Genomic DNA, 19222 nt, shown 5'->3' with positions numbered 1-19222 from the left:
GGAGGTTTATATGAAAGTTGTTGTGATGGGAAACTATCCTAAAAATTTATTGGAGATGTTTGATAAGTATAAAAAGGAATTTGATTTTGAGAATGTTGAGGTTGTTATTCTAAAAGATGACAGCGAAAAGGAAGATGCACTCAAAGATGCAGTTGCAGTAATTTCGGGATCATTAACTGAAAACGACCTAAACAATGCTCCAAATCTCAAATTCATTCAAGTACCTTTTGCAGGAGTTGACACCTACAACATTCCTGAGCTTATAAGACGCGGAATAAAGATTGCAAACGTGCATTCAAACGCAACAGCAGTTGCAGAGTTTGCTATGGCACTTGTCCTTGCGCTTGCTAAAAATGTAGTTGAAGGCGATAGAGATTTAAGAATTGGTTATTGGCACGGGTGGATGTCAAGAGAGCCAGTAATAAGCCTCGAAGGAAAGACAATGACGATCCTCGGACTTGGAAGCATTGGAAAAGAAATTGCACGATTTGCAAAAGTATTTCACATGTATGTAATTGGCGTAAAAAGGGAAAAGGTTGATGGTAAAATTCCTAATGTAGATGAGATTTATACACACGCAGAAATTGAAAAGGCAGTTGAGAAGGCACACTTTGTTGTTTGTGCATTACCTCTTACACCAGAAACAAAAGGAATGATAAATAGAAGGTTGTTTGAAAAAATGGCAGGTAAATTTTTTGTGAACGTTGGACGAGGTGCAGTGGTTAATGAAGAAGATCTTTTTGTTGCACTTAAAAATGGAATTTTGAGGGGCGCAGGAATTGATACGTGGTGGGTATATCCACAAGCTCCTATGCAAACTGCAATGCCTTCAAGGTATCCTTTCCATGGCTTAAAAAATATCATAATGACTCCACACGCAGCAGGATTTACTGATGTAACGCCTCAAAAAATGTGGGAAGATTCCGTTAAAAATGTAATACGCTTCCTTAAAGGATTACCAATTGAAAACGAGGTAAAAGAGGTAGGTTACTAAAACAATTTGAGGAGGCATAACACCGCTCCTTCAATACTCCCAAAAATACACCAAAGAATTGTCAATCCGAAAAACGAAGTGACGAAGATTCCCTCCTTTTTAGGGGGAAGTTAGAGGGGGAGACTTTCAAATCCACCTCTAAATAAGGTATTCCTCGTGGCTACGCCACTTCGGAATGACAATTATTTTGAGGGGGCAACAACCCCACTCAATACTCCCCCAAATAATAACTTTGATTTGGGGGTAAGTTAGAAAGGGGGATACCCCCCTTTCTAATGGTTGAGGGAGGGCTTTTACCCCTTCGATTAATAGAAATCTCCTCCTTTTAGGGGTAGTTAGAGGGAGAATCGAAAGTCCACCTCTAAATAGGAGGTACTAAGTAGGTTCTACCCAAAAGTTTTTTGACTTTGGGATTAGTTTTGAAAAAGTAACCTTCCTATTAAAGAATGGTTAAAAGTGGTGAAATCAAAAGAGGGGCGATGCTTAAGCCCCCTATAGTAAAGCTTATATTCCTAAATAATTTATGGCACAGGGATTGCATTAAAGCAGCGCAAACCTAACTCATATTTTGAAGCAGATGCCTGCTTGAGATCAAATTGTTTTTGAAGAAGTGATGCACATTCAATTAAATCTTCACTACAACCCTTCTTTAACTCAATCTCTACTTCATAATACTCTGCTTTCCTTCTGCCTTTTACAAAATTCAAATAGTCGAGATCAAGTTCAAGTTCAGCATTGTTCTTCTTTAAAACTATAGGATGCCTTTCATTCACGATCTCAAGTACTTCCCTTAATTCGTCATCTTTTACAATTTCGTAAACTTCAGGAAAATTTCTTTTCAAAAAACTTTTAGACAAAAAATCCTCATGATCAAGCTCAATTTCTTTCTCTTCTCTTACATAAACTCCTGCATTAAATGTCCCATTTGATTTTAATGTGAGCGTCTTTTTTGAACCCTCTTCACGCAAACGAAAAGCAAGATTCTTAAAAAGAAGTTTGAGATCATCTGTGTCATAATAATGGCTTATGAGCTTCTTTGGGGGAAGACGTGTAACTGACCAACTTAAAAAGTCCATCTCAGCCTCAATCTTCTCGAGAATCTTTCGTGAGGCTGTAAGTTTAACTTCGTACTCAATCATTTTTAACCCCCTTTCTTTTTGTTAATCTCTTTTAGATAAAGAGTCCTCTTGTATGCCGAATAAACCGCTTTTTCTAAAACAGTTCTAAAACCCCCTTTTTCAAGTTCATAAAGCGCATCAGCAGTTGTCCCTCCAGGAGAAGTAACCATATCCCTCAATTCTGCTGTATGCTTTCCAGACTGCATTGCAAACAACACTGACCCAAGAGTTGTTTTATATACAAGTTCCATTGCATCTCGCCTTGAGAAACCAAGATGCACTCCCGCATTTACAAGAGATTCCAAAAAGAGAAACACATATGCTGGCCCTGTACCTGAAAGTGCGGTTGCCATATCCACATAAACTTCATTCTCCACATACATCTCGCTTCCCATTGAAGTTAAAATCTGTTTAACAACATCTTTTTCAGAATCCTCTACCTCTTTTGTAGCAGTCCATACAGTCATACCCTGTCTTATCTGAGCAGGCGTATTTGGCATACAACGAACCACTTTTTTGTGAAGAAGATTTCTTTGTAGAGTTTCAACATCAATACCCGCCATTATCGAAATTATAAGCTGGGTATCCCTAATGTAATCTTTAACTTCATTTGCAACAGACTCAAAAATCTGAGGCTTCACGGAAAGCACAACTATATCTCCGAATTTAACGGCCTCAGTGTTTGATGTGGTTGTGTTTATATGAAGAGCCTCTTTAACTTCTTGGGCTTTCTTTTCTCTATGAAAACTTCCCATAATATCTTGTGGTACAAATATTCCTGCATCAATAATAGACTTGATCATTGCAGTTGCCATTGTACCTGTACCAATAAAACTTATCTTCATTTTCTTATTTCTCCTCTAAAATTATCGAAGAAATCCTTCAAACTCATCTTTAAAAGCCCCAATTCAAGCACTCTAAAAAGTGCTGCAAAGTCAAGGAGGAAAAATTCTTCAAGATCGACATCGTCAGAATTCTCAATTGCAAACTCCTTAAGTTCAACAAGCCTTTCTTTGATTGTTTTAAGTGAACGAACATTTCTAAAATATCTTTCCTTTATTTGAAGAATTGATTCAAGGGCATTAATTCTTTCACTCTCTGGAACTTGTAGAAAACTCTTATATTCGTTTAGAAAAAACTCCTTTGGGGATTGCTCAATGCTCTGTACAGGATATTTTGAAAGATTGATACTTCTAAAATATGTATTCAAGTCATCAATTGTACTTGCAAAGGTTTGGTCGGCATAAGGATAAATATCTATCGTAAAAAGTGTCATTCGTTCAATCTTCTTTTTTGAGTAGGTGAAATTTTTATAAGTCCAGCCAAGCCTGTAAAGAATATTTGCAAGTTTTTTAACATCATCCTCTTCAAGCAAAGATATCTTTACTGAGACAAAATCATCAACTTGAACAATATTCATCTCCTCGCCAATGTTATGGACAACAAACTGATTAAGACCTTCTTCCTTGATTTTGTCATACTTTATTTTTCTTGACCTTAGCACATCCTCGATTGCCTTTTCAATGCTCTTCTTACCCAACTCTTTAAGCCTCCATGTATTAATATTATACTCATTATTGCTTAATTTTCAAAAAGCTAATTTAAATGCCTAATTGTTTGCATTGATTGTTAAAAGTAAGGGAAGATTTTTCTTCATTTTAATTGACTATTAAACCTAAGAATGGTAAAATATAAAATGAGGTGAAATATGAACGAAATAATTGAATGCATTCCAAATGTCAGCGAAGGAAGAAATCAAGATGTTATAAATCAAATCATTGAAAATCTCAAAAAAACAGGTGTAAAAGTTTTAGATGTTTCGTCGGATTCAGATCATAACCGCACAGTTATAACATTTGTGGGAGATAGGTCAAATGTACTTGAAGGCGCATTCTCTGTTGCAAAAAGTGCAGTCGAACTCATCGACTTACGGCATCATAAGGGCACACATCCAAGAATGGGAGCAGTTGATGTAATTCCATTTGTGCCGATTAAAGGCATAACAATGGAAGAAACAGTTGAGTTAAGTAAAACACTTGCAAAGCGTATCGGAGAAGAACTTAAAGTGCCAGTGTATCTGTACGCGGAATCTGCAACAAAAGAAGAACGAAAAACACTTCCCAATATAAGGCAAGGTGAATTTGAAGGCTTTTTTGAAAAGATTAAGGATCCAAATTGGGCACCTGATTTTGGTCCAAATGAAGTGCATCCGACTGCAGGTGTTGTTGCAGTTGGTGCAAGAGAATTTCTCATCGCTTACAATATATACCTTAATACGAAAGATGTAAATATTGCAGAAAAAATTGCAAAATCCATAAGGGAAAGTTCTGGTGGTTTAAGATTTATACAGGCAAAAGGAATGTATATAGAAGAAAAGGGAATGGCTCAGGTTTCTATGAATGTTTTGAATTATAAAAAGGCACCCCTTTATAGGGTTTTTGAGATTGTAAAAATGGAAGCAGAGCGATATGGCGTAAATGTTGTTGAAAGCGAACTTGTTGGACTTATGCCACTCAAGGCTGCCCTTGATAGTCTTGCATTCTATTTAAGATTTCCAAAACTCACATCCGAAAGTATTATTGAAATGAAAATCTACGAATAAGGAGGGAAAGTTGGAAACTCAATTAGCAGACCTTATTATTTTTAATGCAAAAGAGTTGTTAACTCTTGTTGAAGACACAACAGTAGAAGGAACTGAGAAGGACAAAAAACTTGGGCTCATTCACGACGGCGCAGTTGCAGTAAAAGACAAAAAGATCATTGCCGTAGGTAAATCGGATGAGGTAATAAAAAGTATTAGAATCGGGAAACACACTTACCAAATAGATGCTTCAAACAAGGTCGTTATGCCAGGATTTGTTGACCCGCACACACACCTTATATTTGCTCACACGAGGGAAAAAGAATTCATTTTAAGACACCAGGGAGTACAAGAATCAAAGATTTTAAAAGAGGAAAACACAGGCATAATTTCAACTGTGCGCCATACAAGAAAGGCGACATTCGAAGAACTTCTTGAAGAAACCAAAAAACATCTTTCATACCTTGTTGATTGGGGCACAACAACTGTTGAAATAAAAAGCGGTTATGGGCTAAATCTCGAGGAAGAGATAAAGATGCTTAAAATTGCAAAATATCTCAAAGAAAACACTCCAATAAATATTAAATCAACGCTACTTGCGGCGCATGTAATACCTCCTGAATATCATATGAGAGACGAAAAGTACGTTGAGCTTGTCGTTGAAGATATAATACCAATCATTGCAAAAAATGATCTTGCCGATTTTAATGATGTTTGGTGCGAAAAGGGACAATTCACAAGAGAACAAGCAAAGAAGATTCTTTCACAAGGAAAGAAAATGGGTTTAAAACCAAAAATCCACGCAGATGAGTATTCTGACTCAGGTGGTGCAGAAGTTGCAGCAGCGGTACAGGCAATTTCAGCAGATCATCTTGTACATTCAAACGAAGGGGGGCTTAAAAAAATGAAGGAAGCAAATGTTACAGCAGTTCTACTTCCCTGCACGATGTTTTTCCTTGGTAAAGATACCTACCCAAATTACGAATTGATGAAAGATATTGGGCTTACAGTTGCATTGGGCACAGATTTTAACCCAGGCACATCATTTTGCCCTTCAATGCCCTTCATAATTACGCTTGCAATTATGAAACTCAAGATGACCGTTGAAGATGCAATAATTGCCTCAACTAAAAATGCAGCAAAAGCAATTGACATGGAAAAAGAAGTTGGTACCTTGGAAGTCGGAAAACGTGCAAACATAAATATTCTTGATATTGGGCATTACGAAGAAATTCCTTACAGAGTTGCACAAAATTATGTAGAAACGGTTATTTCAAATGGAGAAATTTTAAAAGGAGGATAAAATGGAAAATCTTAAACGAACCCCGCTTTATGAGGAGCACCTCAAATTAAATGCACAGATGGTGCCCTTTGCAGGCTTTGAAATGCCGCTCAAATACACAAGCATAAAAGAAGAGCACCTTGCAGTAAGAAATGCTCTAGGAATCTTTGATGTATCCCATATGGGTGAAATTGAAATTAAAGGTCCCGATGCACTCAAATTCACACACTACTTAGTTACAAATAGTGTCCTTGATATGAAACTTGGAAGGGTAAAATACACACCTATGTGTTATGAACATGGGGGAGAAGTTGATGACCTTTTTGTGTATAATCTTGACTCAAACTTTGTCCTCCTTGTTGTAAACGCTTCAAACTATGAAAAAGACCTTAAATTTGTACTCGACCATAAGGGGAATTTTAATGTAGAAATTGAAGGAAAAACAGATGACTACGGTGAAGTTGCAATACAAGGACCTAAAGGAGAAGAATTTTTGAAGAACTACTTTGAAGGAGAAACTCCGCTTGAAAAACTTGGATACTTTAAGGCAACATATGGAAAACTCTTTAATGTTAATGTTCTCATTTCAAGAACAGGATACACAGGCGAAGATGGTTTTGAAATCTATGCAAAACCTATTGATATCGTTCATATTTGGAATGAAGCACTTGAAAAAGGCAAACCATATGGCATTAAACCTGCTGGACTTGGAGCAAGAGATACCCTAAGATTTGAAGTCTGTTATTGGCTTTACGGAAACGATATCGACGAGACAATAAACCCGTTTGAAGCAGGGCAGGATTTTGCAGTAAAAATGGATAAGGAAAATTTTATTGGTAAATCTGCCTTAGAAAATATCTTAAAAGAGGGTATTAAAAGAAAACTTACAGGTTTTAAGGTGCTATCAGGTGGAGTACCACGACACGGAATGAAAATTTATAGCAAAGATGGCAATGAAATTGGTCATATCACATCGGGTAATATGTCGTTTGTAAGAAATGAAATCCTTGCGTTAGGTTATGTAAAATTAGAGTACAGAGATTTAGGAACACGTTTAATTATAAAAGACGGGAACAGGGTCTTTGAACTTGAAGTGATTGAAATGCCTTTTATTGAACCAAAAGCAGGCAAGAAAAAAGTTTGAAATTTAGACAATAATTTGTATAATAAATTGTTAAAGAAATTTAACAAAATTTTATGGAGGTTTAAAAAATGAAAATATCAAAAATGATTCAAAGAGCAGGTACTGAAACTGCCTTTGAAATGCTTGCAAAAGCAAAAGAACTTGAGCGACAGGGGAAAAGCGTAATTCACTTCGAAATTGGTGAGCCAGATTTTAACACCCCAGAAAATGTAAAAGAAGCAGGAATTAAAGCAATTAAAGAAAATTACACCCATTATTCACCAACACAGGGAATTCTTGAGTTAAGAGAGGCAGTTGCAGAATACATTTCAAAGACGAGAGATATTAAGGTAACACCAGATGAAGTAATCATTACTCCAGGTGGTAAGGATGTAATTTTTGGAACGATGTTATCCTTACTTGACGAGGGAGATGAAGCAATCTATCCAAATCCAGGTTATCCAATCTACGAATCGGCGATAAGGCTTGTTGGTGCAAAACCTGTACCAATGCCCATAAGAGAAGAAAATGACTTTGCCTTTGATAGGAAAGAATTTGAAAAGCTTGTAACTCCAAAAACAAGACTCATTGTCATTAACTCACCTGCGAACCCAACAGGTGGCATACTTTCCTATGAAGACCTTGAATTTATTGCAGACATTGCAAAGAAAAATGACATAATGATACTTTCTGATGAAATTTATTCGAGAATCATTTACGAAGGAAAATTTGTAAGTATTGCATCGCTTCCTGGCATGAAAGAAAGGACAGTAATTCTTGATGGATTTTCAAAAACTTATGCAATGACAGGTTGGAGATTAGGCTATGCTGTTGCTAATAAGGAAGTAATTGAAGCACTTAAGAGAGTTGCTGTAAATTCATTCTCTTGCGTTGCAACATTTGTGCAAATGGCAGGTATAGAAGCTCTTCGTGGCCCACAAGATGAGCCTGAAAGAATGAGAAAAGAATACGAGGAAAGAAGAAATTTGATTGTTCAAGGTTTAAATGAAATCCCTGGATTCTCTGTTAAGATGCCAAAGGGAGCATTCTATGCATTCCCTAACGTAAAGAAAGTCGGAAAATCCTCAAAAGAACTTGCAGATTATCTTCTCTATGAAGCAGGCGTCTGCACGCTTTCAGGCACTGCATTTGGTGAATATGGTGAAGGCTATTTGAGATTCTCTTACGCAACTTCCAAAGAAAACATTATTGAAGGCTTGAAGAGAGTAAAACAAGCAATTGAAAAGATCATATAGGATTCATATATTGAGGGGGCTTAAGCCCCCTTTTATATCATGGCATTAATAAAATTTTTAGGCACTGCGGGTGCACGATTTGTAGTTGCAAAGCAACTTCGCTACTCAGCAGGAACAGTTATAAAAAGCAAAAATGCAACTCTAATTTTGGATCCTGGACCTGGAACACTCTTAAGACTTGCCTCTGCTCGTCCAAAAATTCCAATTGAAACAGTTAATGGAGTTATTCTTACGCACATTCATCTCGATCACTCAACTGATGCAAATATAATTATTGATTCTATAACAGAAGGTGGCTTAAAAAAATCTGGGGCTCTTTTTACAACAGACGAAGCGCTCAATTCAGAAAATAGAGTAATTCTTCCATTCTTAAAACCATATCTTGAAGGGATTTTTACCTTAAAACATAAAGGTATTTTTGAATTCAAAGATATAAAATTTACTTCTTTTAAGCATAACCACACCGCAGAGACATACGGGATAAGATTTGAAATTGAGGAAAAAACTGTTTCATTTGTTGTTGATACGCTATTTTTCAATGAACTTCTTGATTACTATAAAGACTCCGATTATCTAATATTAAATGTGGTTCGCCTTTCCGAAAAAGAAGGAGTAATGCATTTATCAATTTCTGATGTTGAAAAGTTTATAAAATACTCAAACCCTAAAAAGGTTATAATGACTCACTTCGGAATGACAATGCTTCGAGCAAATCCTGAGAAAGTTGCAGAGTCACTCTCAAATAAATATGGAATTGAAGTAATTGCAGCATATGATGGACTCACAGTAGAGTTTTAGGAGGTAAATGTGAAATTAGGATTAGTTTTATCAGGTGGTGGCGCAAGAGGACTTGCACATATTGGAGTTCTTAAAGCCCTTGAAGAAATTGGAATTCATCCTGATGTTATTACTGGTGCATCAATGGGTGGTATTATAGGTGCAATGTATTCACTTGGGATTGAAGCAAAAGATCTTGAGAATATGCTTTCAAAACTCGATTTTAATGAACTTCTCGAAATTAGAAGTTTTTTCTATTCACAAAAGGAAAACAAAATTCTTAATACAGTAGTTCAGCAAACGTCTCTTATACCTCTTTTTACAAAGTTGGGTTTTGACTCTGGAAGAAAAATAAGAAAAGTCTTTAAAGATATAACTCAAGACAAAGAATTCAAAGACTTAAAAATACCATTTTCTTGCGTTGCAGTTGATCTTATTACAGAGCGCCTCATCACTCTAAATTCAGGAAAACTTTATGAAGCAATGTATGCAACGGGTGCAATTCCACCATATCTTGAACCATTAGAAAAAGATGGAATGCTTCTTGCAGATGGAGGTATTTTAAGTAATGCGCCAGTTGATGTTGCAAAGGAAATGGGAGCAGAAAAAGTAATCCTTGTAGATGTAAACACACTTCAAACATTCAGAAGAAAAGAAAACTTTAGAAACGCATTTGATATTATTTTAAGGGTACTTGATATAACGCTTGACACCCTCTACATAGATGAGCTTGCAAAAGCAGATTACCTAATTCAAATCCCGTTAAACTTTGATATATTTGATTTTGATAAAAAAGAGGAGATTATAAAAATCGGATATACCATCGGTAAAGAAAGTCTACTGGCTAAGGGTTTGAAGGGTTCTTAACTGCAAGTTTAAAAGTTAAAATAAGACCTAAAAGCGCCACAAGAAAGCCCAAAATAAATACGCCATTTAATTTAAACATTCTATAAGCAAAACTAAATATAAGTGGTCCAATTGTTTGCCCTAAATTTACCATTGAACCGTTTGCTGTCATTATTAAACCCCTCAATTCCTCTTTTGAAAATTTATTTAGAAGTTGTGGAGTAAGAGTTATATTAATGCCCTGCGCAACACCGAAAAACATAGAACCAAGTGTAAGAAAAATGTAATCTTTTGAAATGTAGAAAAGTATCATAGACAACGCATAAAATACAAAACCACTTACATATACAACTTCGTCTCTGAAAAATTCAGTAATACGCTCAATTTTATATGAAACTATTGCCGAAATAAAAGAAGAAATACCGATAAAAACACCTGTAAGAGTTGATGACATTTCAAACCTATATTTTGCTAAAAATGAAAAATAGTTAAGATATGCTCCATAAAGCACTATGAAGGTAAAAGTTGTACCTAAAAATACAAAAATAAGGTCATCGTTAACGGCATTTCTTATTGGAACTTTAATCTCATTTTCTGACTTTTTTATAGCTCTGTCTTCAAGAAGGAAAAGCAGTAAAATAAGCGAAACAAAAGAAAAAAGTGAAAGCAAAAACGGATTTCTTGGATTGATATCTGAAAGTACTCCCCCTAAAATTGGAAATAAAGTAAGTGCAATTGATGTTACAACACCGTTCATTCCAAGTGCAAATTTTAAGGCACGCCCTTCAAATGTATCAGCAAGGATTGCAACATTAAGGGATAGTAAAGTTGATGCACCAATGCCTTGGACAAAGCGAATAATAAGAAGCGCTTTAAAATCATTTGCAAAGTAACCAAGAAAGCCAAGCCCAAAAATAAATAGTGCAATTGAAAGAATAATTTTTCTTCCAACCTTATCAGAAAAGAACCCCAAAACTGGCGAAAAAACTATTCCAGGAAGAGTAAAAAATAGAAGAATAAGTCCCGAAGAGGCATCATCAATTTCAAAAGACTGTGCAATTTTAGGCAGCGCAGAAGACAAACTCGAAATACCTAAAACTGCCGTAATTGTAACAAGAATTGCAGCGTAAAAATTCCTGTTTTTAAAAACAATCGCACTAAAATTTTCTTTAGAATACGAGTTTAAAAAACTGTCTTTTGCCAACTCTTAAAATGTCTCCGTTATTTACCTTTACTTTAAAATTTTCAATCTTCTCATCATTTATTTTTAATCCGCCTTGCTCAATAAGTCTTTTAACCTCGCTTTTTGAGGGAAGGATTTTTAGGCTCACAAGAAGATTCACAATATCAACAACACCATCTTCTACAAATTCTTCAATGTGAAGTTCGGGCATCTCATCTGGCAGCTCTCTTTTACTGAAAACTTTTATGAAGTTATCATAGGCCTTTTGAGCTTCATCAATTCCATGGAAAATTTCAACAATACCCTTTGCAAGTTCAAGTTTAAGGTCTCTTGGATTGACCTTTCCTTCTTTTATACTTTCTTCTATTTCCTTTGCCTTTTCATCATCAACATCAAGGACAAGATAATAGTACTCTGAGATAAGGTCATCTGGAATGGACATAATTTTTCCAAACATTGTCTTTGGATCTTCTGTTATCCCTACATAATTTCCAAGGCTTTTACTCATCTTTTGAACTCCATCAAGCCCACGTAAGATTGGCACAATAATTGCAATCTGAGGAGGTTTTCCTTTAACCTCAAGTAGATGCCTTCCCATTATGAGATTAAATTTTTGGTCTGTTCCTCCAAGTTCTACATCGGCATCAATTGCATAAGAATCGTATGCTTGCATTATTGGGTAAAACAATTCATGGAAAAATATGGGAATATCCTGCGAAAAACGTTTTTGGAAGTCATCACGCTCAAGAATCCTTGCAAGGGTAAAATTGGCGCATAGTCTAAACCAATCTTCGAAAGTTATTTTTGATAACCATTCAGAGTTAAAGCGCACTTCGGTTTTTTCCTTGTCAAGTACTTTAAATACCTGATCAAAATAGGTCTTCGCATTTTCTTGTATTTGCTCTTTTGAGAGGGGTGGTCGTGTCTTTGACCTTCCAGACGGATCACCAACAAGCCCAGTAAAATCTCCTATAATAAAAACAACTTGATGTCCAAGTTCTTGAAAATCCCTTAACTTACGAAGGACTACATAATGTCCAAGGTGAAGATCTGGGGCAGTGGGATCTGCACCAAGTTTTACTCTTAATTTCTTTCCACTTGCAAGACGCTCTTTTAATTCGTCCTCATTTATTATCTCAACTGTTTTTCTTTTTATCTTTTCAAAGGCATCCATCAAAACCTCCCAAAATAAGTTTTTATATTTTACGCATAAATTTAATTTTTAAAAGCACAATCAAAAAAGCCCCTGACAAACAGGGGCACAAAAATATTGGCGCGCCTGAGGAGAATTGAACTCCTATTCATGGCTCCGGAGGCCATTGCTCTATCCGTTGAGCTACAGGCGCTAATAGACTACTTATTTACTTTTTATACTATGGTGGGCTTTACTTTGGCAATCTTTGCAAATGCCGTAAACATTTAAGGCAATATCCTCAACCTTAAAGCCGGTTTCTTTAATTTCCTTCTCAACATCTGAAAGATCTATATAAAGGTCTTCAATTTTTCCACACACTTTACAAATTAGATGTACGTGTGGTTCAATATGCCCATCATACCTTTTTGCATCTTCCGAGGTAGAAACTTCCTTTACAAGTCCCTTTTCAATAAAATCATTGAGCACATTATAAACTGTTGCATAACTTATTTTGTCCATTGTTTGTTTAACATTATTAAAAATTTCTTCAACCGTTGGGTGAGAATAGGTACTCTTAAGAAACTTGTAAATTTCTACTCTCGGTTTCGTTACCTTTAGCCCATTTTTTCTTAAAATTATTTCAATATTATCTTTCATCATGGTATATATTATTACACACTTTTTAATTTTTTGCAAGTACCAAATTGAAAAAAACTTTAAGACCCTCGATACTTTCCCAAAAATACACCAAAGAATTGTCAATCCAAGGAACAAAGTGACGAGGATTCTCCTCCTTTTGGGGAAGTTGGAGGGAAGCCTTAGGGGGTAAGTTAGAAAAGGGGGTACCCCCTTTCTAATATTGGAGATTCCTCGTGGCTTTGCCACTTCGGAATGACAAATGAAAATTGGCTTCGGAATGAACACATCCAGTCATTTCGACGAACGTAGTGAGGAGAAATCTCCTCCTTTGGGGAAGTTTGAAAGAGAATATGCCCTCTTCCAATAATTGTCATTTCGACGAACGTAGTGAGGAGAAATCTCCTCCTTTGGGGAAGTTTGAAAGAGAATGTACACCTTCCATCGATTGTCATTTCGAAGGAGCGTAAACGACGGAGAAATCTCCTCTTTTTGGGAAAGTTGGAAGATAGGTATTTTTACCCCTTCAATATAAACAGAGGAGATATCTCGCTTCGCTCGATATGACAAATATTTTGAGGGGGCAACAACCCCCCTCAATACTCCCCCAAAACTGAGGAGATATTCCTCAGGCTCAAGCCTTCGATATGACAATTATTTTGAAGGGGAGAATCGCAAGTCCCCCTCTAATTAGGGTATCCCTCCCAGAACTCTACCCGAAAAATTCCTTTTACTTTAGGGCAATACTTAAATAAAAAATAGGCGGGTAAATCCCGCCATAAACGATTTTAAAATCATCAAAAACATTTACTAAATCACATTTTACTTTTATAAATTACTGATTTGATAATTTAAAATAGTTTGCACCAATCTCCTTCAACTTATCATAATTTGGCACAACATAAGAAATTCCATCAATCATTTGAGTAACACCAGGAAAATTTACAATCTGTAAATCCTTGCTTGTAAGATCCTTATAGGTAAGACCAATTTTGGTAATCTGCGCAACAGTCAAGTTAGTATCAACTGCGTTTCCAATTTCTTGTGCAATTTGAGGAAGTTTAAAGATATTACGTATATCCTTAGTTTGGTCAATAATTGCTTTTATAAGTTCTTGTTGCCTCTCAACTCGACCGTGGACATTACCTTCCTCGTCAACTCCAAAGTCTCCCCATTGGTCATACCTAAATCTTGCATATTCTAGTGCCTTGACGCCATCAAGATGTTGCACTCCCGGATTTAAATCTATTTTTACATCACCTGCCCAGGAATGATAATGCATTGGCTCTTTTACATCGATAGTAACACCACCAATTGCATCAATTACCTTTGCAAATCCTTCAAAATTAACAATTACATAAAACGGGATATCTTTACTATCAATACCAAGAAGATTTGCAACAGTTTTAATCGAAAGATCTACACCACCATCGTCAAAATAATCAGAATTAAACGAGGAGTTAATCTTATCATATCCATGCCCTGGGACTAACACTCTTGAATCTCTTGGAATTGAAAGCAAAGTTACCTTTTTATTCACAGGATCAAGGTGAACAAGAATCATTACATCAGAGCGACCTGCTTCATTTTTGGTCCGCCTATCAGTCCCTAAAATGAGAATGTTTGTTGGCTTTGAAGTATCAAGCGGAATTTCTCCTTTTGAGTGTTCATTAATTAAACTCAAATTTTTTGCCGTAATATAAACATAATACCCCAAAACCGATAAAAACGCTACCAGTACTACAATTATAATCTGCTTTATAATTTTTTTTGTATTTACATCCATCTTTTCAAACTTCCTTTCAATCAAAAAATGCTGCTAAAATTATTACAAGTATTATTATAATCAAAAATTTTAATAAAATTATGAATTTTCTCACTTTAAAATTAATTTAACAATATATGGTCCAAACAAAAGAGAAATTGTAGTCATTAACTTAATTAAAATATTAATTGATGGACCTGCTGTATCCTTTAGAGGATCACCAACTGTATCTCCCACAACACTTGCCCTGTGTGCTTCAGAACCTTTGCCTCCAAAGTTTCCTTGCTCAATGTATTTCTTTGCATTATCCCAAGAAGCCCCAGCGTTTGCCATATAAATTGCAATTATAACGCCAGACAGAACTGCCCCTGCAAGAAGCCCACCTGTAAATTCTTTTCCGTAAGACATAAAAATGATTAAACCCGCAAAAGGAGAAATAACCGCAATTAAAGACGGAAGAATCATACTTTTTAAAGCACCTTTAGTTGATATTGCAACACACTTTTTATAATCAGGATCTGCCTTACCAGAAATTAGTCCGGGGATTTCTCTAAATTGTCTTCTCACTTCCTCTACCATATAACCTGCCGTTCTTGAAACAGCCATAATTGCAAGTGCAGAAAACAAAAACGGAAGTGAGGTTCCTATAAACATTCCTGAAATTGTATAAGGAGACATTATATCAAGCGAGGACATACCCATCGTCTGAATGTATGAGGAGAAAAGTGCAAGAGCGGTTAACGCTGCAGAACCAATTGCAAAACCTTTTCCCATTGCAGCAGTTGTATTTCCAAGAGCATCTAAGGTATCGGTCCTTCCTCTTACTTCGTGCGGAAGATGCGACATCTCAGCAATACCACCTGCATTATCTGCAATAGGTCCGTATGCATCAACGCTAAGGCTTATCCCAAGAGTTGCAAGCATTCCTAGACCAGCAAGAGCAATTCCAAAAAGCCCACTAAAGTGATATGAAATAATAATTCCTATTGCAATAAGAAGAAGGGGTATAAATGTACTTTCCATACCAACTGCCATTCCAGAAAGAATTGTTGTTGCAGCACCGCCTTCGGAGGCAGATTTTGCAATTTCAATAATTGGTTTTGAGCTTGTGTAATATTGGGTTATAAAACCAATTGCAAGTCCAATGAGAAGACCCGTTATTATTGACACAAAATAGCTAATACCGTTTGGGATATCTTTTGAAACAAAATAAAAGATTATAATTGCAATAATATTTGCAATGACAGAACCAAGATTTAGTGCTTTTTGAGGCTCAATATTAAGCTTGGAAGCAATAAGTGAAGAAGCTACCCCAATGATTGACGAAAGAATACCATAACCCACAATAAGATATATGTAAGTTGCTGCATTATTTCCAAGTGCAAGAACTCCAAGAATTATTGCAGCAGTAATTGAACCTACATAAGATTCATACAAATCAGCCCCCATTCCTGCAATATCTCCAACATTGTCGCCAACATTATCCGCAATGACTGCAGGATTTCTTGGGTCATCTTCTGGAATGCCTGCTTCAACTTTTCCAACCAAGTCTGCACCAACATCTGCAGCTTTCGTGTATATACCCCCACCCACACGTGCAAACAATGCAACAAAACTTGCACCAATTGAATAACCTGTTACTGCAACAAGTGGGCTAATCCCTGGAAAATACTTTGATGAGACTAAATATGTTATAAGAGATCCTATTATTCCAAGCCCTGTCACCGTTAGTCCCATTACAGAGCCACCTGAAAATGCAACAAACAAAGCTTCGCCTGTGCTTTTCATTGCGGCATTTGTTGTCCTCACGCTTGCCCTTGTTGCAATATACATACCAAAAAATCCCGAAAGCGTTGAGAATATCGTTCCAAGGACAAAAAATATAGCAACATAGGGAGAAATAACAACGCCAATAACAATTGCAAAGACTACAACCCAAAGATACATTGTTTTGTATTCTTCAAGAAGAAACGCAAGAGCACCATCTTGGATTGCCTTTGCGGTTTTTTTCATTCGCTCGGTTCCTTGATCACGTTTAAGGATTGAGATTGATAAAATGACTGCAACCACAAGTGATAACACCCCAAAGATCCCTGCAAGAAAAATTCCCATTTTCGCCTCCTTCTTATTCTATCTTATGGAGCCGGCGATCTGATTTGAACAGACGACCCGCTCATTACGAGTGAGCTGCTCTACCCCTGAGCTACGCCGGCACCAAATATAACCTAAAATAAAAATGGAGCGGAAGACGGGATTCGAACCCGCGACAGCTGCCTTGGCAAGGCAGTGCTCTACCCCTGAGCTACTCCCGCTTTTTTCATCATCTTCATAAAATTGGCGGGATCGATGGGATTCGAACCCACGGTCTCCGGCGTGACAGGCCAGCGTGTTAGACCACTACACCACGACCCCGCTAAATGTATTATATTTAAACTTACAATTTTTTGCAATATCCCAAGTGGTGGGCGAAACAGGATTCGAACCTGTGACCCCTTCCGTGTGAGGGAAGTGCTCTACCGCTGAGCCATCCGCCCACAACCCACCATAAAAAATGGTGCCCTCGAGGAGAGTCGAACTCCTATCGCCGCCTTGAAAGGGCGGTGTCCTAACCGTTAGACTACGAGGGCTCTGGTGAGCCGTGCAGGATTCGAACCTGCGACACCCGGCTTAAAAGGCCGGTGCTCTGCCTACTGAGCTAACGGCCCCCATAGGGGTATAGCAATAATATAATACAGAAATATTAATTTCTGTCAAGTGGCAAATTAATACTCTTCGGCTCTTTCAACAAACTTTGTGTAATCCTGAAGGAATTGAAGACGCGCACTTCCCTGAGGTCCGTTTCTCTGCTTTGCAACAATGAGTTCTATTTCCTCTTTATTGTCTTCATCTGGCACATGGAGGAATATAACAACATCTGCATCTTGCTCAATTGAACCTGATTCTCTTAAATCAGATAGAACTGGGCGTTTATCTTCACGTTTCTCAACAGCCCTACTTAACTGGGAAAGCACAACAAGTGGAATATCGAGTTCCCTTGCAAGATTTTTAAGACCACGTGTTATTTGTGATATTTCAAGCACTCTATTTTCAACTTTTTGCTCAGATCGAATTAATTGAAGATAATCTATAAAAATAACCTCAACTTTTGCTTCAATTTTTAGTCTCCTTGACTTTGTCCTTATGTCATTAAGCGTTACATCAGGTGAGTCATCAATATAGATTGGTGCTTCATAAAGGTTAGAGTATGCTTCGGTTAACTTCGGCCAATCCTCATCTCTAAGATAACCCGTCTTTAACCTCATCATATCAACTTTTGCCTCAGCTGCTAACATCCTCTCTATAAGTTGCTCTTTCGACATTTCAAGTGAGAAAAAACCAACAGGTTTTCCTGATTTTATTGCAATATGTTCTGTTATGTTAAGCGCAAGAGAAGTTTTTCCTATACTTGGGCGAGCTGCAATTATAATAAGGTCTGATTTTTGAAATCCGCTTGTAATTTTATCAAGGGATGGAAAGCCACTCGGTATTCCAGAAAGCCCTAACCTTTTTTTATGCCTGTTTTCAATTTCTGAAAAGTGCTCATGAAGAAAATCTCTTACCCTAAGAAAATACGATTGGGATTTCCTCTGTGATATGTTAAAAATTTTTTGCTCTGCAAGATTTAAAACTTCATCTATATCCATTGACTCATTAAAACCAAGTTCAGAAATCTCAGCCCCAGCCTTAATAAGCTCCCTTAAAAGTGCCTTCGTCTTTACAATCTTTGCATAGTATTCAACATTTGCTGCATTTGGAACAGATGATGCAACTTGCATAATGTAAGTTGTTCCACCAACAAAATCGAGTTTGTCCATAGATTTAAGCTTATCTGTAACAGAAACAATATCTATGGGAACATTTTCAGTTGTTAATTCAAAAATTGCCCTCATTATCTCTTCATGCTCAGGGCGATAAAAATCCTCGGGGCGCAAAATTTCAAGCACTTTAAGGACTGCTTCATCATCAATAAGCATTGAGCCAATTACTGACTGCTCTGCTTCGATACTATAAGGGGGCAACCTCTTGATTTCTTCAGCCATTATTCTTTTTCAACTTTTACTTTTAACTCTGCTTGAATTTCTTTATAAAGTTTTACAGGAATTTTATATTCACCGAGCTTTTTAATGGGAGTATCTAAGACAATCCTCTTTTTATCGATTTCAAGACCAAATACCTTTTTAATTTTATCTTCAATATCCTGAGCGGTTATCGAGCCAAAGAGTTTATCTCCTGCTCCTGCATTTACCTTAAAAACAAGTTCCTTTGATTCTAAAATTTCTTTGTCATTTTTTGCCTGTGTAATCCTTCGCTCTTCAATATTTTTTCCGACATCTACAATTGTCTCTGCGGTATCATCGTCGACAATTTTTGCAAGACCCTTAGGAACCAAATAATTAAGAGCATAGCCCTTTGAAACAGCGACTATGCTCTTTGCGTTTCCTAAGCCCTTTACATTCTGTAATAAAAGGACTTTAACTTTCATTATC

General features: G+C 36.7%; 17 protein-coding genes and 7 tRNA genes. 7 read left to right on the top strand and 17 right to left on the bottom strand.

Going from position 1 to position 19222, the window contains the following annotated elements; translation table 11 throughout:
• Window positions 1-10 precede the first annotated feature (10 nt).
• Entirely contained in the window at window positions 11-994 is a 984-nt protein-coding gene (locus ACMV0E_RS03345) for a 2-hydroxyacid dehydrogenase (protein ID WP_416084954.1), read from the top strand.
• A 521-nt stretch (window positions 995-1515) separates the two neighbouring features.
• Here ACMV0E_RS03345 and ACMV0E_RS03340 read toward each other — a convergent pair.
• From ACMV0E_RS03340 to ACMV0E_RS03330, 3 genes are read right to left on the bottom strand one after another with little or no spacing between them, the layout of a single operon-like run.
• Complete coding sequence (locus ACMV0E_RS03340; protein WP_416084953.1) at window positions 1516-2133, bottom strand: CYTH domain-containing protein; 618 nt, start codon at window positions 2131-2133, stop codon at window positions 1516-1518.
• Between the two features lie 2 nt (window positions 2134-2135).
• Complete coding sequence (gene proC / locus ACMV0E_RS03335) at window positions 2136-2957, bottom strand: pyrroline-5-carboxylate reductase (RefSeq protein ID WP_416084952.1); 822 nt, start codon at window positions 2955-2957, stop codon at window positions 2136-2138.
• Entirely contained in the window at window positions 2954-3652 is a 699-nt protein-coding gene (locus ACMV0E_RS03330; protein ID WP_416084951.1) for a hypothetical protein, read from the bottom strand. Before ACMV0E_RS03330 ends, proC begins: the two co-directional genes overlap by 4 nt.
• A gap of 168 nt (window positions 3653-3820) precedes the next feature.
• Here ACMV0E_RS03330 and ftcD point away from each other — a divergent pair, with 168 nt between their 5' ends.
• The 6 genes from ftcD (at window position 3821) to ACMV0E_RS03300 (ending at window position 9998) form a co-directional block, all read left to right on the top strand.
• Window positions 3821-4714: a glutamate formimidoyltransferase gene (gene ftcD / locus ACMV0E_RS03325; RefSeq protein ID WP_416084950.1), complete on the top strand. Its 894-nt coding sequence runs from the start codon at window positions 3821-3823 to the stop codon at window positions 4712-4714.
• Window positions 4715-4724: 10 nt separating this feature from the next.
• Entirely contained in the window at window positions 4725-5996 is a 1272-nt protein-coding gene (hutI, locus tag ACMV0E_RS03320) for an imidazolonepropionase (RefSeq protein ID WP_416084949.1), read from the top strand.
• Window position 5997: 1 nt separating this feature from the next.
• Window positions 5998-7119: a glycine cleavage system aminomethyltransferase GcvT gene (gene gcvT, locus ACMV0E_RS03315; RefSeq protein ID WP_416084948.1), complete on the top strand. Its 1122-nt coding sequence runs from the start codon at window positions 5998-6000 to the stop codon at window positions 7117-7119.
• Between the two features lie 68 nt (window positions 7120-7187).
• On the top strand, window positions 7188-8354 hold the full coding sequence (locus ACMV0E_RS03310) for a pyridoxal phosphate-dependent aminotransferase (protein WP_416084947.1): 1167 nt from the start codon (window positions 7188-7190) through the stop codon (window positions 8352-8354).
• Window positions 8355-8393: 39 nt separating this feature from the next.
• Complete coding sequence (locus ACMV0E_RS03305) at window positions 8394-9152, top strand: MBL fold metallo-hydrolase (RefSeq protein ID WP_416084946.1); 759 nt, start codon at window positions 8394-8396, stop codon at window positions 9150-9152.
• Between the two features lie 9 nt (window positions 9153-9161).
• Window positions 9162-9998, top strand: coding sequence for a patatin-like phospholipase family protein (locus tag ACMV0E_RS03300; RefSeq protein ID WP_416084945.1), 837 nt, complete (start codon window positions 9162-9164; stop codon window positions 9996-9998).
• Here ACMV0E_RS03300 and ACMV0E_RS03295 read toward each other — a convergent pair.
• The 14 genes from ACMV0E_RS03295 to rplI form a co-directional block, all read right to left on the bottom strand.
• A complete protein-coding gene (locus ACMV0E_RS03295; RefSeq protein ID WP_416084944.1) occupies window positions 9976-11181 on the bottom strand; it encodes an MFS transporter in 1206 nt (401 codons plus the stop codon). The genes ACMV0E_RS03300 and ACMV0E_RS03295 overlap by 23 nt on opposite strands.
• Window positions 11147-12334, bottom strand: a complete 1188-nt coding sequence (gene tyrS, locus ACMV0E_RS03290) for a tyrosine--tRNA ligase (protein ID WP_416084943.1) — start codon at window positions 12332-12334, stop codon at window positions 11147-11149. Before tyrS ends, ACMV0E_RS03295 begins: the two co-directional genes overlap by 35 nt.
• A 97-nt stretch (window positions 12335-12431) precedes the next feature.
• Window positions 12432-12506: transfer RNA gene (locus ACMV0E_RS03285), tRNA-Arg, on the bottom strand.
• A gap of 11 nt (window positions 12507-12517) precedes the next feature.
• Entirely contained in the window at window positions 12518-12955 is a 438-nt protein-coding gene (locus tag ACMV0E_RS03280; protein WP_416084942.1) for a Fur family transcriptional regulator, read from the bottom strand.
• Window positions 12956-13766: 811 nt separating this feature from the next.
• On the bottom strand, window positions 13767-14717 hold the full coding sequence (locus ACMV0E_RS03275; protein WP_416084941.1) for an LCP family protein: 951 nt from the start codon (window positions 14715-14717) through the stop codon (window positions 13767-13769).
• A 90-nt stretch (window positions 14718-14807) separates the two neighbouring features.
• Window positions 14808-16808: a sodium-translocating pyrophosphatase gene (locus tag ACMV0E_RS03270; protein WP_416084940.1), complete on the bottom strand. Its 2001-nt coding sequence runs from the start codon at window positions 16806-16808 to the stop codon at window positions 14808-14810.
• A gap of 26 nt (window positions 16809-16834) precedes the next feature.
• Window positions 16835-16909: transfer RNA gene (locus tag ACMV0E_RS03265), tRNA-Thr, on the bottom strand.
• A 24-nt stretch (window positions 16910-16933) separates the two neighbouring features.
• Window positions 16934-17008: transfer RNA gene (locus ACMV0E_RS03260), tRNA-Gly, on the bottom strand.
• A 23-nt stretch (window positions 17009-17031) separates the two neighbouring features.
• Window positions 17032-17108, bottom strand: a tRNA-Asp gene (locus ACMV0E_RS03255).
• Window positions 17109-17155: 47 nt separating this feature from the next.
• A tRNA-Val gene (locus ACMV0E_RS03250) sits at window positions 17156-17230 on the bottom strand.
• A gap of 18 nt (window positions 17231-17248) precedes the next feature.
• Window positions 17249-17323: transfer RNA gene (locus ACMV0E_RS03245), tRNA-Glu, on the bottom strand.
• Window positions 17324-17325: 2 nt separating this feature from the next.
• Window positions 17326-17401, bottom strand: a tRNA-Lys gene (locus tag ACMV0E_RS03240).
• A gap of 57 nt (window positions 17402-17458) precedes the next feature.
• The gene (dnaB, locus tag ACMV0E_RS03235) at window positions 17459-18775 is read right to left on the bottom strand and encodes a replicative DNA helicase (RefSeq protein WP_416084939.1); all 1317 of its coding nucleotides are present in this window, start codon (window positions 18773-18775) and stop codon (window positions 17459-17461) included.
• A complete protein-coding gene (rplI, locus tag ACMV0E_RS03230; protein ID WP_416084938.1) occupies window positions 18775-19218 on the bottom strand; it encodes a 50S ribosomal protein L9 in 444 nt (147 codons plus the stop codon). Before rplI ends, dnaB begins: the two co-directional genes overlap by 1 nt.
• Between the last annotated feature and the right edge of the window lie 4 nt (window positions 19219-19222).

The sequence above is a fragment of the Caldisericum insulae genome (genome assembly GCF_047785965.1).
Taxonomy (GTDB): Bacteria; Caldisericota; Caldisericia; order Caldisericales; family Caldisericaceae; genus Caldisericum; species Caldisericum exile_A.
The sequence above is the reverse complement of the archived record's forward strand: the minus strand, read 5'-3'. Positions and strand labels throughout refer to the sequence as shown.

Coding starts and splice junctions, on each gene's coding strand:
- ACMV0E_RS03345 (WP_416084954.1), top strand. CDS start 11: ATGAAAGTTGTTGTGATGGGAAACTATCCTAAAAATTTATTGGAGATG.
- ACMV0E_RS03280 (WP_416084942.1), bottom strand. CDS start 12,955: ATGATGAAAGATAATATTGAAATAATTTTAAGAAAAAATGGGCTAAAG.
- tyrS (WP_416084943.1), bottom strand. CDS start 12,334: ATGGATGCCTTTGAAAAGATAAAAAGAAAAACAGTTGAGATAATAAAT.
- ACMV0E_RS03310 (WP_416084947.1), top strand. CDS start 7,188: ATGAAAATATCAAAAATGATTCAAAGAGCAGGTACTGAAACTGCCTTT.
- ACMV0E_RS03305 (WP_416084946.1), top strand. CDS start 8,394: ATGGCATTAATAAAATTTTTAGGCACTGCGGGTGCACGATTTGTAGTT.
- ACMV0E_RS03340 (WP_416084953.1), bottom strand. CDS start 2,133: ATGATTGAGTACGAAGTTAAACTTACAGCCTCACGAAAGATTCTCGAG.
- gcvT (WP_416084948.1), top strand. CDS start 5,998: ATGGAAAATCTTAAACGAACCCCGCTTTATGAGGAGCACCTCAAATTA.
- ACMV0E_RS03275 (WP_416084941.1), bottom strand. CDS start 14,717: ATGGATGTAAATACAAAAAAAATTATAAAGCAGATTATAATTGTAGTA.
- ACMV0E_RS03270 (WP_416084940.1), bottom strand. CDS start 16,808: ATGGGAATTTTTCTTGCAGGGATCTTTGGGGTGTTATCACTTGTGGTT.
- proC (WP_416084952.1), bottom strand. CDS start 2,957: ATGAAGATAAGTTTTATTGGTACAGGTACAATGGCAACTGCAATGATC.
- dnaB (WP_416084939.1), bottom strand. CDS start 18,775: ATGGCTGAAGAAATCAAGAGGTTGCCCCCTTATAGTATCGAAGCAGAG.
- rplI (WP_416084938.1), bottom strand. CDS start 19,218: ATGAAAGTTAAAGTCCTTTTATTACAGAATGTAAAGGGCTTAGGAAAC.
- ftcD (WP_416084950.1), top strand. CDS start 3,821: ATGAACGAAATAATTGAATGCATTCCAAATGTCAGCGAAGGAAGAAAT.